This window comes from Veillonella parvula, assembly GCF_945949885.1.
Taxonomy (GTDB): domain Bacteria; phylum Bacillota; class Negativicutes; order Veillonellales; family Veillonellaceae; genus Veillonella; species Veillonella parvula_B.
In genome coordinates, this window is record NZ_CAMFFZ010000035.1 from 1 (window position 1) to 17,208 (window position 17,208).

Here is a 17,208-nt window from a genome sequence, read left to right on the forward strand (position 1 = left end):
CGAGTCAATGGCTATGCGGCTTGAACGTAGTGAAAGCCAGCGCCTTTAGACGCTGACCTAATACTACGGGCTTATAGCCCGTGAGCAAACCACCCGTTTACGGGTGGTTCTGATTTATAATAAATCACTCAAAAGTTCAATTTTAATTGCATCCTATAAATCCAGTATTTATCTACATTTTTTCCTCATAATTCAAATTAGTCAAAATAAAAGTCAAAAATTATACTTTGGGATATTGACTTTTTGACTTTTAGGGGCTATTATAATGTCATAGGGTAAATAAACCCAGTAAAAATAGTATTAGTCAAATAGTTAAACTCTATGATGTATGAGGGGGTAAAATATATGAACAACAACTTTAACAACTTTGGTAATGAATTTTCTAGCATGAATGATTTGTTTAATCAATTGATGGGTAATATGGGGGGGTATTCCACAGAACGACGTAGTTATAAGATTAATGGTCGCGAAGTAACTCCAGAAGAATTTGCGTTTTATCGTCAAACTGGTCGATTACCATCTAATGAGGAAATGCAAGCTGCTCAAGCTGCGCAACAAGGTAAAATTAAACAAGATGGCATCCTTGCTCGTTTGGGGACAAACTTAACTCAACAAGCTCGTGATGGTAAACTCGATCCTGTAATTGGTCGTAACAAAGAAATCCAAGAAACAGCAGAAATCTTAGCACGTCGTACTAAAAATAATCCTGTACTTGTAGGTGATGCTGGTGTTGGTAAAACTGCAGTAGTAGAAGGTTTGGCACAAGCTATTGTAAATGGTGACGTTCCAGCAGCTATTAAAAATAAAGAAATCATTTCCATCGATATTTCCGGATTAGAAGCTGGTACTCAATACCGTGGTTCTTTCGAAGAAAACATTCAAAACCTTATTAAAGAGGTAAAAGCCGCTGGCAATATTATTTTGTTCTTCGATGAAATTCACCAAATTTTGGGTGCTGGGTCCACAGGTGATGGTCAAGGGTCCAAAGGCTTGGCAGATATCTTAAAACCTGCTTTGTCTCGTGGTGAAATGACTGTTATTGGTGCTACAACACAAGATGAATACCGTAATACAATCATGAAAAATGCAGCGCTCGCTCGTCGTTTCAATGAAGTAAAGGTAAACGCGCCATCTCCAGAGGATACTTTCAAAATCCTACAAGGCATTCGTCCATTATACGAAGCGCATCATAACATTGAATTGCCAGATGCCGTTTTGAAAGCAGCTGTAGATTATTCCGTACAGTATATTCCACAACGTAGCTTGCCAGATAAAGCTATTGATTTAATTGATGTAACAGCAGCTCATTTGGCGTCTCAACATCCTGTAACAGATATTAAAACTTTGGAAGCCGATATTGCTGATGCTAAAGCAAAACAAGAGGAATATGCTCAAAAAGAAGACTATGAATCTGCGATTAATGAAAAAATGCGTATTCAAAAGTTACAAGCAGAGCTTGATAACCATACAGAAAATCAAAAGGTGGTAGCTCAAGTAAACGACGTAGCCGAAGCCGTTGAAAGAATGACTGGTATTCCTGTATCTCAAATGGGTGCATCCGATATCGAGCGCTTGAAAGACATGAAATCTCGTTTAGAAGCTCATGTAATTGGTCAAGATAAAGCCGTAGAAGCTGTATCTAAAGCAATTCGTCGTAACCGCGCAGGCTTTGATGAAGGCAACCGTCCAATCGGTAGCTTCTTATTCGTAGGTCCTACAGGTGTTGGTAAGACAGAATTAGCTAAACAATTAGCTCTAGATATGTTCGGTAACAAAGATGCAATCATTCGTTTGGATATGTCCGAATACAGTGATCGCACAGCCGTATCTAAATTAATTGGTGCTACAGCTGGTTATGTTGGTTACGAAGATAATTCTAACACATTGACTGAACGTGTACGTCGTAATCCTTATTCCATCGTATTATTCGACGAAATCGAAAAAGCAGACCCTCAAGTTATTACATTACTTTTACAAGTATTGGACGATGGTCGCTTAACAGATGGTCAAGGTAACACAGTAAACTTTAAAAATACTGTTATCATCGCTACATCCAATGCAGGTTTCGGTTATGGTAGTGACAATGATGATGAAAATAAAGTAGATGTAATGGAACGCATCGCTCCATTCTTCCGTCCTGAGTTCTTGAACCGTTTTAACGCAGTTATTGAGTTCAATCAATTGAGCAAAGAAGATTTGAAAAAAATTGTAGATTTGATGCTTGATCAAGTGAATAAAACTTTAGCTAAAAAAGATATCACTCTTGATGTAACAGATGCAGCTAAAGAATTGTTGATGGAACAAGGGTATGACAAAACTATGGGCGCTCGTCCATTACGTCGTGTTATAGAATCTGAAATCCGCGATAATGTAACTGACTTCTACTTGGATCATATCGACGCTAAACACTTGCTTGCTGATGTTAAGGATGGGCATATTGTAATCTCTGAAAAAGCAGATTCCGATAATAGCAAAGACCAAGATAAGGCTGAGAAATAAAGAATAGACGTAAAAGTGTCAGAATAATCATTTGACAAATCTGAATAAAGTAGTAATATTAATAGCATAATTATATAGTGAGTATGCAAGGGAGCCTATTATATAGGCTGAGAAAGGGCTGCGAGCACCTGACCTTTATACCTGATCGGGATCATGCCCGCGTAGGAAGCACGCTAATACTTAATACGGGTATCGATCATTTTGTTCGATACCCGTTTTTGCATACCTAACTATATATGTCTTTTATATAGGAGGATGTAAAATGTTTATGACACAATTGGAATCGGCTGTGGCTGGCATAGTTACGAAGGAAATGAAAGTAGTCGCGGAAAAAGAACGTATGGATGAAGAGGTGTTACGTTCCCTAGTGGCAGTAGGAAAGGTTGTTATCCCTTGTAACAAGCAACATACTAGCATTTCGCCTGAGGGGATTGGTAAGCGTTTAAGAACAAAAGTCAATGTTAATTTAGGTACATCGAAAGACGTTACTGATTATGATAGTGAAATTGAAAAGGTTAATCGAGCTATTCGACTTGGAGCAGAGTCAATCATGGACCTTTCCACTCATGGTGACACTCGTATTTTTAGACGTAAATTAATCGAGACATCGCCAGTAATGATTGGTACAGTGCCTATCTATGATAGTGTTATTCATCATCAAAAAGATTTGGGTGAATTAACGGCTCAAGACTTCTTGGACACTATCCGATTACACGCTCAAGATGGTGTAGATTTTATTACTATCCACAGTGGGATTACGAGGAAAACAATAGATCAAATCAAGAATCATAAACGAATGCTTAATATTGTTAGTCGCGGAGGGAGTTTGGTATTTGCATGGATGAGCATGACAGGCCATGAAAATCCATTCTATGAATACTTTGATGAAATCTTAAAGATTTGCAAAGAATATGATGTTACTTTGTCTTTAGGTGATGCTTGTCGACCAGGTTGCTTGGCGGATGCAACTGATGTGTGCCAAATTGAAGAGCTTGTAAGGCTTGGTGAATTGGCAAAACGAGCGAAACAATATGGTGTACAAGCCATGATTGAAGGACCTGGGCATGTACCTTTACATCAAGTACAAATGAATATGGAAGTTCAAGAATCCTTATGTGATGGAGCGCCATTCTATGTATTGGGGCCGCTCGTCACAGATATTGCTCCTGGTTACGACCATATTACAGCTGCCATTGGTGGTGCTGTAGCAGGTATGTATGGGGCGTCATTCTTGTGCTACGTTACACCATCGGAACATTTAGCCTTACCAGATGCAGATGATGTAAAAGATGGAATTATGGCTTTCAAAATAGCGGCGCATGCTGCAGATATTGCTCGTGGTATTCCTAATGCAAGAGATATAGACGACACTATGGCTAAGGCACGGCAAGTTCTCGATTGGGAGGCACAATATGCTTGTGCCGTTGATCCGGAACGGGCTCGTTCTATTCGTGAAAGTAGAGCACCGGAGGAAGATCATAGTGAAACCTGTTCGATGTGCGGTAAATTCTGTGCTGTACGCAGTATGAATAAAGCTTTACAAGAAGAATATATTGATATTTTATAAGCTTTTTCATATGGGAGGTTATTATGGATTTGATTGTTAATGGAGAGCCAAAACAGGTTTCAAATGAGCAACTTCATTTGGTTCTTAATGAATTAGGGTATTCTGGTAAACACTTTGTAGTTGAGCTTAATGGCGAGATTCTTAGTAAGGGAACATATACAACCATTAAATTAACGGCTGCTGATAGATTAGAAATCGTTAGCTTTGTAGGAGGTGGTTGATATGTTGGATTCATTTACTGTAGGTAATACAACATTTTCTAGTCGCTTATTAGTAGGAATAGGGAAGTATGCATCCTATAATTTGATGCGTGATGCACTGGTAGCGTCACAGTCAGACATTGTGACGGTTGCTCTTAGACGAGCAGGTATAACACAAAGTGAAGAGGATATATTAAATTATATCCCTGATAGGATGCATTTATTACCGAATACATCGGGCGCTAGAACAGCAGACGAAGCTATACGTATTGCACGCATGGCAAGAGAATTAGGCTGTGGTAATTTGATTAAGATTGAAGTCATTCAAGATCAGATGTATTTGATGCCTGATAATCTAGAGACTATTAGGGCTACCGAAGTGTTGGCAAAGGAAGGGTTTATCGTCTTTCCTTATATGAGTCCTAATTTGATGGACGCGAAGCGACTTGTAGATGCTGGTGCTAGCTGTGTTATGCCCCTCGCTTCGCCTATCGGTAGTAATCGCGGACTTGAAGCAAAAGGATTGATAGAGATTTTAATCAACTCTATTGGTGTGCCAATTATTGTTGATGCGGGAATAGGCAGACCTTCCGATGCAACAATAGCTATGGAAATGGGGCTAGCGCTGTTCTTGTTAACACGGCTATTGCTACGAGCTCAGATCCAGTAGGTATGGCAGAGGCTTTTTATCATGCCGTAGAGGCTGGACGGAAAGCATATTTAGCAAAATGTGCACCTAAGAAGTTTGTAGGCAGTGCATCTTCACCATTAACTGGTTTCTTGCGAAAGTAAGGTGAGAATATGTCATTTTTAGATGTGCTTTCAAGAATTTCTGACGAAGATATAGCTAAAACATTAGATGTTGTAACTGACGATGAAATACTTTCAACGCTCTCTAAAGCAGTACTTGATATTGATGATGCACTTATTCTATTATCACCTCAAGCCCTACCATATTTAGAAGATATGGCCCAGCTGGCTCATGAACGGACGGTACAGCAATTTGGTTATACTATACAACTATTCACGCCTATGTACATTTCAAACTATTGCGACAATGGTTGCGTGTATTGTGGATATAGTCATCATAGTGGGATTGCCCGTGAAAAACTAAGCTTAAGCGATATTGAGCTTGAAGCAAAAGCAATCGTTGAAACGGGATTAGAGCAAGTCTTGGTGTTAACTGGCGAGTCTATATCTTGCAGTCCACCGTCGTATATAAAGGCTCTACCGATGAAAAATCCTTAAGTACAGGTGATGTAAAATTTAATATTAAAGGTTAAAATGGTATTGTTACTGAAGCTAACGGCGAAGATGTAACTGTTAAGATTGATGATCAAACTAAAGCAAAAATCGATAATGCAGCAAATCAAGATTTGAGCAACTTAATAGATGCTGGTAAACAACAAGTTAAAGATATATCTGCATGGAATGTAACGACTGCTGGCGGTACCGTTGAAAAAGTACAAGGTGGGGATACTGTAAAATTCCAAGCTGGTGATAATCTTGTAGTTAACCAAGATAGAACTACTTTCATATATGGCTTGGCTAAAGACTTGAAAGGTCTAAATAGTGTTATCGTAGGTGATGAAAACGGTGTATCCACTAAGATTACTCCTGCAGGTACAACTGTGAAAGATGTAGCTGGTAACTCTACTGTAATTAATGATGATGGTATGACTATTACTCCAGCAGATGCAGTAGCTAGCCCAGTATCCCTTACTGTAGACGGCTTAAATAATGGTGGTAGTCGTGAAAGAAAAGATGCTATTCCAGAACGTTATAAAGCAGGTCCAATTAGCTCTGTTTATGTAATGCAAGACGAAGTATCTATCCTCAAAAAAGAGAATAGTAATCAAAAAACTGTTATTGCTAATCAAGCAGCACGTCTAAATACATTAGAAGCTGAAAATGAACGTCAACGTCAAGAATTGGCTGAGACTAAACAAGGCTTAGATGACTTGCTTGCAGTACTAAATCAACTATTAGCATCTAAAGGTTAAAAGTTGAGAGCTAGTTTTGATAATGGTTTAAGATAATCATTTTCCTGTAAACCTAAAGAACCTCTTATACACTGTTATACCTGATAGAGTACATACATTTTGTATAAGAGGTTCTTTTGCTATTTTGATATATATTCTTATTTAAAATGCATAATATATGAATGACTTCTCATATATTATATGATATAATATAATAGATATAAGAAGTGAAGTAATGCCTTTACTATATGATCTTACATGAATAGGAGATAGGATGTTAGACCGTATACAACGATGGCTTTCAATAGATACCATGTTACCTGTTGCAGAACGATTAGGACCTGTAGGAACTACAAAGCAGCTATATGGTAATTATTTAAAAATAGCTTGGCCAGCTACATTACAAGGCTTGATGTTACAATTTATGACGGCCATCGATTTGGCGATGGTTGGTGCCTTAGGTGCGTCAGCTCTTGCTTCGGTAGGCATTATGGGACAACCTGAGATGGTAATGCTCATCTTCTGTCGTGCCTTATCCATTGCTGTGACGGCAATCATAGCTCGTCGTCATGGTGAAGATGATGTAGATGGTATGAATGCCGTACTCAAGCAGTCTATTTTATTGAATTTTTTGATTTATGTACCGTTATTATTGATATGTTTCTTAAATTTAGAGCATATTCTACGTTTTACAGGTGCTGAAGAGAGCTATATTGAAACAGCTGTTTGGTATGGTCGTTTTATAGTTATTAGTTTAATCTTTCAGTCTTTTAGTCAAATCGTAGGGGCTGCACTCATTGGATATGGTAACACCAAGGTTATTTTTAAATCTAATGTAGTAGGGAATATTTTGAATACAATAATGAATTTCTTCTTGATTTATGGTATCGGTTTCTTCCCTAAACTTGGTGTTATGGGTGCAGGTGTGTCCACTATGATCAGTAGTGCGATTATTGCATTATTGTTGTTGCGTACGATTTCACAACATACTGCTACTGGATTAACATTACGCCATCCGTCGAAGTGGACCTTTGAAAGACCTGTACTTCATACGATGTTTCATGTAGGTGGCAGTTCTTTAGGGGAACAGTTCTTTGAACGGTTTGGTATGTATACATACACTATGATTGTGGCCTCCTTAGGTGCAGTACCTTTGGCCGCGCATTACGTATGTATGAATCTAATGGATATATTTTATTATTTTGCGATGGGACTTGGCTTTGCAGGAGCGTCACATACGGGTCAAAATCTTGGGCATAAACGGCCGGATATTGCACGTACTTATGGTAAAATTGGTGCTCGTATTGGTTTAGTCGTGGGTCTTGTGAGTGCATTAATCTTTATTGGCCCTGGTGATTTTTTAGTACAGTTATATACTCGTGAAAGTGATGTTGTTACCCTTTCTGCTACTTTGATGGGCATTATGGCAATCGCTGCATTTCCTCAAGCATTACAGCAAGTGTATTCTGGTGTGTTGAAAGGGGCAGGAGATACATATTATATCATGAAATATTCTCTTGTAAGCGTAGCAATCATTCGTCCTATTATTACGTATCTATTGTGCATTACATTAGGTTTAGGACTTTTTGGGGCATGGTTATCTTTGTGCTTTGATCAGTCTCTAAGATTATTTTGTTCTTATTTTAGATTTATTCGAGGAGCGTGGCAACATAAGGTTGTTTAATGAGATGTAAATATAGTTTTAATTTAACTTTCGCTTTATATTAAAAATAGGCTTCATGTAAATGTTAAAATTTAAAATACTAATACTCGATATAATTTTAAACGGTAGATAATAATTATATATTTTGTTGATTATTCTTTTTGACATTGAATTTTTAGGAGAATTCATGAAAAAATAATGAATAAACTCTTGTCTATTAAAAATTTTTGATGTACAATACTTAATGTGAAAAAAATGACACATTGGGGAATGTGTTATCTGACCAGAAACTTCTGATTTCACGTATATATGTAAGGGATATACATATGAAATGATAAAAGCCTCCTTAGTGTATAAGGGGGCTTTTATTTGTTCAATTATAGTTAGATCTATTAGTGTATATAATAATGATTTTGATGAACTTACAGGACCAGTGATCTTATTATTGTTAGAGAATCTTAAAAAAGATAAATAGTATTATAATTACGGGACTGTAATATGTGCAGAAAATCGCAGTGATTAGGTAATTAAGAGGATTTAAATATTTATATTTATAACATTAATAGATAGATATAACTAAAAATTCATCTGATATTCATGAAGGATATTGAATTATATTGAAAAATTGTGTAAAATATAAGCATATTATTACCAAAGCCTAAGTATTATAAGGGCTGTTTTTGGAGGGAATTATAATGAATAAAAAATTATTAGCTTTATTGGCAGTTGCTGCTGTAGGCGTGTCCGTAGCAGGTGCAACTCCTCAAACTCAATTCAATAAAGGTGAGTTTCAAGTTGATCTTGGTGCGTCTGATTCTAAAGCAAAAACTAAAGCTTGGACTTCTGATGCAAAATGGAACTTTGATGGTGGTGTAACATACGCTTTCACAGATAAAACCGCGTTACAATACCAATACCATGGTTTGAATGATAAAATGTTCGGCACTAGCTATAGTGACAGAATGCAAGAAGTTAACTTGGTTCAATCTTTGAATAAAAATTTCGCAGTATATGGCGGTTATGCTCATATTTCTGGTGATACATTCCCTAAAGCAAATAATATTGCTCAATTAGGTGTAATTGGTAAAGCTAATCTTGGCTCCAAAGTAGACGTTTATGGTAAAGTGGGTGTAGGGACTAAGAGAACTACCACTTGGGAAGCAGGTTTAGGCTATAAAGTTAATCAAGACTGGGATATTAATGCAGGGTATCGTTATATCAACACTAAACGTGATGATGCCTCCAATATTTCCTTCCAAGGTCCTGTAGTAGGATTATCTTACCGTTTCGGTGGTCACAAATCCGTAGCTCCTGTATACACTCCAGCACCAGCTCCTGTATACACTCCGGCTCCAGCTCCTACTGTAGAAGCGCCTGCATATAAAACTCCTAAATTGGACTACTATGTACAATCTATCTACTTTGACTCTGATCAAGATGTTGCTCGTGCAGACCAATATCCAAACTTAACGGCTGCTGTAAATGCTGCTAACCAATATTCTCAAGACCAAGTTAAATTGATGGGTAACGCTGATACTGATGCAAACCCTCAATACAACATTGCTTTGTCTGAACGCCGCGTACAACATGTGGCTCAATATTTAGTTAACCACGGTGTATCTGCCGATCGTCTTATCGGTATTGCTAATGGTGATGTTAAACCAGTTGCAACTAACTCTACAGCAGCAGGTAAAGCTGAAAACCGTCGTGTAGACGTTTATATTCATCGCTAATTTCTAGACTTATCTAGATTAGTCCTACAATAAGTCCACCTTCAATCATGCTCTCTTGTTCATCGGGAATTCGAGCATGCGACAAGGTGGACTTTTGTGTTATACTAAGCTTGCATACAATACTAGGTCATACAATGTTCATTATGCTTTGGTAATGTATGCGATGTGAGAATCGTATAGTTATATAGGTGTAGCTTATGAATAGTGTTATGTAAAGTAGGTTATTATGAAAGAATTTAAATATTACAAACAGCTCATAGGGGCTATTATACTAGCGGGCATTATGATTATGATGGCACTACGTATAAGTGATATTGCTAGTGGTCTTGACGCTATCTTTACGGCCTTTGTTCCGCTCATTGTGGGTGCTTGTATTGCTTTCGTATTGGATATTCTAGTCGTTCGTTATGAGCGATGGCTATGGCCTAAGTGTGACTCTGGATGGAAGTATAAAATACGTCGCCCACTGAGTCTTTTGCTATCCTTTGTAACAATTAGCGTTATTGTGTATTTTATTGCTCGGATGGCTTTACCTCAATTGATTCATTCTATGTCGATTATTGTAGCTGCATCACCGCAATTGTATACGGACTTCCAGACATGGATGCAACATATTACAGAAACAATTCCAATGGCGTCGAATCAAACGATTATAGATGCCCTAAGTGGAGAGAATCTTGCTAAATATACTCGTGAATGGGGGACAAAAGGTGGCACATATATTGTAAATGCAATGGGCACCGTATTGTCGTGGACTTTGAACATTGGTCTTGGCTTAATTTTTGCTGTTTATATGTTGCTTGATAAGGAACGCCTTATGTTACAAGGTAAACGTATATTAAAGGCTTATGCATCAGATGAGTGGGTAAATCGAGTTAGTTATGTAACTCGCGTAGCAGTTCAAACATTTAGTAATTTTTTTGTAGGTCAGTTTATAGATGCTTTGGTTCTAGGCGTGATGGTAGGTATTACTTTATGGCTATTTAATATTGAATATGCTACAACGATTGCTTGTGTAATTGGCCTAACTGGTTTGATTCCACTATTAGGTATTTATGTTGGTGGTATCATTGGAGCCGTTATGCTACTTACTGTTAGCCCTATGGATGCTCTCATCTATGTAATTATTTTAGAGGTACTTCATCAAATTGAAAGTAACTTTATTTATCCGAAAATTGTAGGTAATTCTGTTGGATTACCAGGTTTGTGGGTATTTGCTGCCGTTATCGTAGGTGGTAGTTTGATGGGGGTTACTGGTATGTTGATCGGTGTGCCTTTAGTGGCTACATGCTATAAATTGATTATGACTGATGTAGATGGGCGACTTGCATCTAATGAAGGTTTATAGTATATTGTCTAAATGATATGATTATTTACATATTTTAGTGCTGTTGAATATAGTATGAACTTATAGAAATTCTAGCGTACTAATAGTTTGATTAATAGAAGCATAGTATCTAGTAGGAGGATTATAATGAATAAAAAGTTAATTTCTATGGCATTGACGGGTGTATTAGCGGTAGGTATGTTATCCGTTGCTGCACCAAGTGTGGCAGATGCACGCAAAACAAAGCCTGAAACAAGTACGGATATCTCTGTAAAACGTGCACCTGGCGAGTCCATGGTTATGACTATGAGCCAAATTGGTACTATTTTCCAAAATCGCTATCCAAATGCGGCGCTTCATTCTGTAGAGCTCAACTCTAATGACTTGAACTATGGTTATAAAGTAGTTGGTTATAGTAAGTATCATCAGTACAAGATGAAAATTGACGTAATCACTGGTAATGCTTCTGATATGGAAGAGGGGGGCAAACCTAAGAAAGTTATTGGGGAGATTTTCAATAAAGATAAAGTTATTGAATCAACTCAAGCAGAACGTGTTGCAAAACAACAACTTGGAACTGATGCTGTTATGAAGGGCTGGAAGATTGAAGCTCATAATGGTAAGGTTTTATACTATGTGACTATGCATCAGGATGGTAAAAAAGTAGTTGTTACAGTAGATGCTGAGACAGGTGCTTATGTAGAACAATCTAAATCCTATAAATTACCACCTGAGCCAGATCAAGGCTTCGATGGTCGTAAAACAAATCTCGTTTGGGGTTCTGATATAGATATGGGTCGCTAACCTATCTATTGATGATTAATAATAAAAGAGCCGAAGGCAATGCCTTTGGCTCTTTTTTGCGATTCCAATACTATAAAATATCGGTTGATAGTGCTCTTGTGTTAGAATATTATTTTTTTACAATAGATATGTTTACAACAAAAGGACTGCACCCTAGGTTTAGTCCTTTTATTATTTATAACTATAGTTGTATTACCAACGATTTTCGTAGTACACTTGTGTCCACATGATAACTTCGACGAGGGATGGATGGGGACTCATAGTTTTGCCTACAGTGATAACGGATCTAGGGTCCATTTCACGAGTAATACTTTTTTCACGTAAACGTTTAGTGCGTTCAGAAGCGATTTCTTCATTAATTGCTGTCAACGGAGTTACACCACTATTCATAAGGTTCACATAAGGCTGGAAGAGGATAGAGGCTTGAGGGCCTACGACATGCATACCAAGGATATGGTTGGTGTCTTTATCTACCACAATTTTTACAAAGCCATCGTTTACATCTCCAGGGTTAATACCCATTGCATAGCCTTTAGCTGTAGAGGAGTAGTAGTTTTTACCTACACCTACATTGTAACCAGTCTTAATAGCTTCTGCTTCAGTAAGACCTACGCTACCAATTTCAGGGTATGAGAATGTAACTTTAGGCAATGTATCATAACGTGCCCAACGGTAATCTTCTTCGCTTGTTGCATAGAAGAGATTATGAGCAATAATATCTGCTTCGTAGTTTGCACGATGACGGAAGGCAGGTTCACCATTTACATCACCTAAAGCGTAGATACCATCAACGGATGTTTCTAAGAATTCGTTAGTTTTGATCCAGCCTTTAGTCCAAGTTTCAATACCAGTGTTTTCTAGGTGAAGTTCTTCTACAGCTGGACGGATACCTGCAGCTACAAGGATTTCTTCAACCTTAGTTTCTGTAATTTCGCCAGTAGTACGATCTTTAGTAACTACTACTTTAAGGCCATCTTCTTGGCGGATTTCAACAGTGTCTTGGTTTAGAAGTACGTTGATACCACGTTCTCTGTAGTTGTTAAGTAAGTGTTCCGATATATCTGCATCTTCTTTAGGTACTAAACGTACATTGTGTTGAAGAATTGTTACCTCTGTACTAGCAGAATCAAATACGTGAGCGAACTCAACACCGATTGGTCCGGCACCAAGAACGGCAAGAGATTTGTATGGTTGTTTAGGGAATTTATCGCCAAAGAGGCTTTCACTAGTAAGGAAACCTGCCTCTTGAAGACCAGGTACATTCGGTACATTACTATAGCCACCAGTACCAAGGATAATTGTAGGCGCTGTAATTTCTTCAATGCCAGAACCATCGTTAAGATGGATGTTCATCACTTTATCGGATACAAAACTTGCTGCACCACGATATACATCTACGTTGTCATAGGCATTGTAATAATCATAAATGCCTGCAGATTCGTCAATTTTATGCCAAGTACGCTTGGCCACTGTGTCCCAGTCCATAGTAGCAGAATCAACATTAACACCGATTTTTTTGAATTCTTCTGTTTCTTGAATTGCGTTAGCCGCTGTAACCATAACTTTTGTAGGAATACAACCGCGAGTTAGGCATGTGCCACCAAATTTACCTTTTTCTATGATTGCCACTTTAAGGCCTTTTTTGAGCGCAGCGTCAGCTACGATGGTTGCGCCGCCTGTACCAACTACAATAATATCGTATTGTTTCATGTTGATTCCTTTCTATATATCTACTAATAGTTATTATCATTAATTATATTATATTATACCACTATATTGAAGAAAATCAATATAGTTTGTTAGTGATTGGTGAAAGTTTATATTTAGTTAATCCAAATATATAGTATCATTTTTAGACAATTAGGTGGCGAGGATATATATAACTTTCACAAAGTCCTAGTGAAAGAATATAAAATTAGTTTACAAAAAAAAGACGGTCTCATAGGACCGTCTAAGAAAGTTTTAATTCCAATCTTGATGATAGCCGCGTTTTGCATAATCAGCAGTAGCCGTGAAGAGGATATCTGTGCTAGAGTTAAGCGCAGTTTCTGTGGAGTCTTGTAATACGCCGATAATAAAGCCTGCACCTACAACTTGCATCGCTACATCATTGGAGATACCAAATAGAGAACAAGCCAATGGAATGAGTAGTAAGGAACCGCCTGCAACACCGGAAGCTCCACATGCACCAATAGTGGCAATGATGGATAAGAGAATTGCAGTAGGAATATCTACAACGATACCCAAAGTGTGGGCTGCAGCTAATGTCATGATTGTAATTGTGATTGCTGCACCACCCATATTGATTGTGGCACCTAATGGAATAGATACGGAATACATATCTGGATTGAGTTTTAAACGTTTTGCCAAATCAAGGTTTACGGGAATGTTTGCAGCAGAGCTACGTGTGAAGAACGCATAGATTGCAGATTCACGTAAGCATTTGAATACCAATGGGTATGGATTACGGCGGAGGTATATAAAGGATAAAATTGGGTTAATCACTAGTGCTACAAAAATCATAGAACCAAGTAATAATACGAGCAATTGGAAGTAACCAATCAAGGCTTCGATGCCGTTAGTAGCAATGGATTCTGCTACAAGGCCCATAATACCAAGAGGAGCGAAGCGGATGATCCAACCTACTACAGTAGTAATAGCTTGTGCAATGGACTCCATAACTTCCTTCGTATTCATTGGTGCATGACGTAAAGCACCACCAATGATTAGTGCCCAACCTAAAATACCGATATAGTTAGCAGTCATTAATGCTTTTACTGGATTATCAACTATATTTTTTAGTAATGTTGTCATGACCTCTACGATACCTTGAGGTGGTGCTGCATCGGCTGCACCTGCTGCTAGGTGTAATGTAGTAGGGAAAAAGAAGCTTACAATTACTGCTAAAGCTGCAGATAGAAATGTACCTAGTAAATATAAGGTTATAACAGAGCCCATACCTGTTTTTTGTCCAGAGCGATGTTTACTAATCGCTACAATTACTAAAAAAAATACGAGGATAGGGGCGATACCCTTCAGCGCTCCAACGAAGAGGACTCCTAATAAAGCAAGTTCATTGGCCACATCGGGCACATAAAGAGCAGTTAAAATACCAATAATCAAACCTATGATAATTTGTTGGATTAAACTGACTCTATTGATTGATTTTACAAATCGATTCATAGTACACTCCAATACTTATATAAAAACAAATAATATTCCATGATAAAGTATCCTTTCAATATGGACATATGTCATTATACAACGAACATGAAATGGTGGCAATAGATATTATAATCGATAGTCATATATATTTATCGTGAATATAGGGAAAAAATAAATATGTTTGTTTGGTTTTATATTATGTAGTGGAAAATAGTAAATACTAGTGCTTTTTAGTAGATATGTATATATTACATAGTTACTATATAGAGTATATATATTAGGATTCTTTTTAGCGTTTCTATAGTGTGGTATACTATGCCATATATAATTCTTGAACATAGTTCTTGATTTTTGAAAGGACCATAATGAATACTAAAGAATTTAAGACGTATGCAGATAAAGAAAAATTTGTACAAGGCGTTTTTTCTAATATTGCAAAAAATTATGATTTAATGAATACGGTGTTAAGCTTTGGACAAGATTATTTTTGGCGTAAATTCTCTGTAAAAGCGCTGAATATCGGTCCTTACCAATATATACTTGATGTGGCATGTGGTACTTGTGTATTTACGAAGGAAGCATTACGTCAAGAGCCCACTTTGAAGATAGAGGCATTAGATTTTAATAGTGAAATGCTAAATCAAGGGCGTGTTCGTATTGAAACTGCCGGTTTACTTGATCAAGTAAATTTAGTACAAGGTGATGCCATGGCCTTACCATATGCGGATAATACATTTGATGCTGCGATGAGTGGCTTTGCAATGCGAAATGTGCCAGATATTAAGCAGGTATTGTCTGAAATGCAACGCGTGGTAAAACCAGGGGGGAAAGTTGTGGTGTTAGAACTGGCAAAACCTAGTATGTATGGGTTTAAACAGTTATATAACTTCTATTTCTCATATATATTGCCTGTTATAGGAAAATTAAGTAAAGATAACTCTTCCTATGCGTGGCTTCCAGAATCTTTACGTAGATATCCTCATCAAAGTGAGATTTTAGAAATCTGGAAATCTCTTGGATATGAAAATGCCACCTATCATGAATTGACAGGCGGCATTGTAGCTGTACACGAAGGTGTGGTACCAGAAAATTCTATTGTAGATAATAAGTGATGTTGGCGTCTTGGGAAACTATTAGAGATCCTTTTTCTACAGGCGTAGCAGTTTCGAGAGCTGCTTTTAACATCACTGGGTTACGATAGTAACCAGAGTCCATTGTGCTGGTTTCAGTTGTGCTAATGGAAACAGTTTTTACTGGTCCCAATGTACGCCCGAGGGCCTCTGCGATAACTTCTGCTTTATGGCGACCGTTTTGAATCGCTTCTGTAGTTAAAGAATCAGATAATTGTTGAGATACATCATTTTGGAATGAAAGGTTGTTGATGTCGTTAGCACCAGCACTAACAGCGGCATCGACAACTTTTCCTACGTTATCAAGATTATTGATCTTAACTGTTACATGATTTGATACATTGTAACCTGTGTTGATGCGTTTGTCGTCTTGATAGTCGCTCGTTGGATTGATGGAAATGCTAGATGTATAGATGTCTTTTTTTGCTACACCTAAGTTAGCTAATCGACTAATTAAATCACTCATAATACGATCATTATTAGATTTTGCAGCATTGATGTTGGTATTTTGGCTTGTGATGCCAAGGGTTAAAATTGCATAGTTAGGCGCTACAGATCGAGACGCTTGACCGGTAATATTAATTTCCGAAGTGTCAAATGTACCTTGTGGTGCAGCAAATACAGCAGTTGCCATAGAAGTACATATAGTAGTTATAGCTATAGTTTTCAATAATAAAGGTTTTGATAATTTCATACTGAATCTCCTTAGACTAATGTAATATTTATATTCATGAATATAAATATTCTAGAACTGATTTGTGTTAAAAGTTCTTTGTTACGTTACAGCTATATTTTACATGATTGGTTGTGTAAAATCAAACACTGACTTTATGCATCAAAATGAAAATAAGATGAAGATTTGTAAAGCTGAGAATTGGGGGTTGCGCTTATATTTTCATTGTACTATAATATGCATACAGTCGTTTGAGCGACTGTTTCTTAATGAGTGTAGCAATACACTTAGTAATTTAAAATGAACTTAAAAAAAGATTATAAAATGTGTTGACATGAAAGTAGTCATAGTGTTATTATAATCAAGTCGTCAATTACGACACTACTTAACAATGAAGTAGTGCAAATTGATAACAGATCTTTGAAAACTGAACAATGATAGGTAATCAATCGAAATGATTGAACA

Annotated in this window: 13 protein-coding genes, 1 pseudogene and 1 riboswitch; of the genes and pseudogenes, 11 read left to right on the forward strand and 3 right to left on the reverse strand. The window is 37.3% G+C overall.

Annotated elements, in window-relative coordinates; translation table 11 throughout:
- Positions 1–345: 345 nt before the first annotated feature.
- The 10 genes and pseudogenes from Q7O55_RS08740 (at position 346) to Q7O55_RS08785 (ending at position 11,775) form a co-directional block, all read left to right on the forward strand.
- Positions 346–2,499, forward strand: coding sequence for an ATP-dependent Clp protease ATP-binding subunit (locus Q7O55_RS08740; RefSeq protein WP_303929800.1), 2,154 nt, complete (start codon positions 346–348; stop codon positions 2,497–2,499).
- A gap of 77 nt (positions 2,500–2,576) precedes the next feature.
- A riboswitch (TPP riboswitch) is annotated at positions 2,577–2,684 on the forward strand.
- A gap of 77 nt (positions 2,685–2,761) precedes the next feature.
- Complete coding sequence (gene thiC, locus Q7O55_RS08745) at positions 2,762–4,066, forward strand: phosphomethylpyrimidine synthase ThiC (protein ID WP_303929801.1); 1,305 nt, start codon at positions 2,762–2,764, stop codon at positions 4,064–4,066.
- A gap of 23 nt (positions 4,067–4,089) precedes the next feature.
- Entirely contained in the window at positions 4,090–4,287 is a 198-nt protein-coding gene (gene thiS / locus Q7O55_RS08750; RefSeq protein ID WP_303929802.1) for a sulfur carrier protein ThiS, read from the forward strand.
- 1 nt (position 4,288) lies between these two features.
- Positions 4,289–5,058, forward strand: a pseudogene (locus Q7O55_RS08755) (thiazole synthase).
- A gap of 24 nt (positions 5,059–5,082) precedes the next feature.
- Positions 5,083–5,514 carry a radical SAM protein gene (locus Q7O55_RS08760; protein WP_303929803.1) on the forward strand — a complete coding sequence of 144 codons (432 nt, stop codon included), beginning with the start codon at positions 5,083–5,085 and terminating at the stop codon, positions 5,512–5,514.
- Between the two features lie 128 nt (positions 5,515–5,642).
- Positions 5,643–6,269, forward strand: a complete 627-nt coding sequence (locus tag Q7O55_RS08765; RefSeq protein ID WP_303929805.1) for a cell division protein ZapB — start codon at positions 5,643–5,645, stop codon at positions 6,267–6,269.
- Positions 6,270–6,522: 253 nt separating this feature from the next.
- Positions 6,523–7,932 (forward strand): MATE family efflux transporter, encoded by a 1,410-nt coding sequence (locus tag Q7O55_RS08770; RefSeq protein ID WP_303929806.1) that lies wholly within the window; start codon positions 6,523–6,525, stop codon positions 7,930–7,932.
- A gap of 674 nt (positions 7,933–8,606) precedes the next feature.
- Positions 8,607–9,644, forward strand: coding sequence for an OmpA family protein (locus Q7O55_RS08775; protein ID WP_303929807.1), 1,038 nt, complete (start codon positions 8,607–8,609; stop codon positions 9,642–9,644).
- A 226-nt stretch (positions 9,645–9,870) separates the two neighbouring features.
- Positions 9,871–10,992, forward strand: a complete 1,122-nt coding sequence (locus Q7O55_RS08780) for an AI-2E family transporter (protein ID WP_303929808.1) — start codon at positions 9,871–9,873, stop codon at positions 10,990–10,992.
- Positions 10,993–11,118: 126 nt separating this feature from the next.
- Positions 11,119–11,775, forward strand: coding sequence for a PepSY domain-containing protein (locus Q7O55_RS08785; RefSeq protein ID WP_303929809.1), 657 nt, complete (start codon positions 11,119–11,121; stop codon positions 11,773–11,775).
- Between the two features lie 192 nt (positions 11,776–11,967).
- On the opposite strand, the gene Q7O55_RS08790 is transcribed toward Q7O55_RS08785, so the two are convergent.
- Positions 11,968–13,485 carry an NAD(P)/FAD-dependent oxidoreductase gene (locus Q7O55_RS08790; RefSeq protein WP_303929810.1) on the reverse strand — a complete coding sequence of 506 codons (1,518 nt, stop codon included), beginning with the start codon at positions 13,483–13,485 and terminating at the stop codon, positions 11,968–11,970.
- A 252-nt stretch (positions 13,486–13,737) separates the two neighbouring features.
- A complete protein-coding gene (sstT, locus tag Q7O55_RS08795; RefSeq protein ID WP_303929811.1) occupies positions 13,738–14,958 on the reverse strand; it encodes a serine/threonine transporter SstT in 1,221 nt (406 codons plus the stop codon).
- Between the two features lie 347 nt (positions 14,959–15,305).
- Here sstT and Q7O55_RS08800 point away from each other — a divergent pair, with 347 nt between their 5' ends.
- Complete coding sequence (locus Q7O55_RS08800; RefSeq protein ID WP_303929812.1) at positions 15,306–16,052, forward strand: ubiquinone/menaquinone biosynthesis methyltransferase; 747 nt, start codon at positions 15,306–15,308, stop codon at positions 16,050–16,052.
- On the opposite strand, the gene Q7O55_RS08805 is transcribed toward Q7O55_RS08800, so the two are convergent.
- The gene (locus tag Q7O55_RS08805; RefSeq protein WP_303929814.1) at positions 16,033–16,764 is read right to left on the reverse strand and encodes an SIMPL domain-containing protein; all 732 of its coding nucleotides are present in this window, start codon (positions 16,762–16,764) and stop codon (positions 16,033–16,035) included. The two genes, Q7O55_RS08800 and Q7O55_RS08805, sit on opposite strands and share 20 nt — an antisense overlap.
- Positions 16,765–17,208 lie beyond the last annotated feature (444 nt).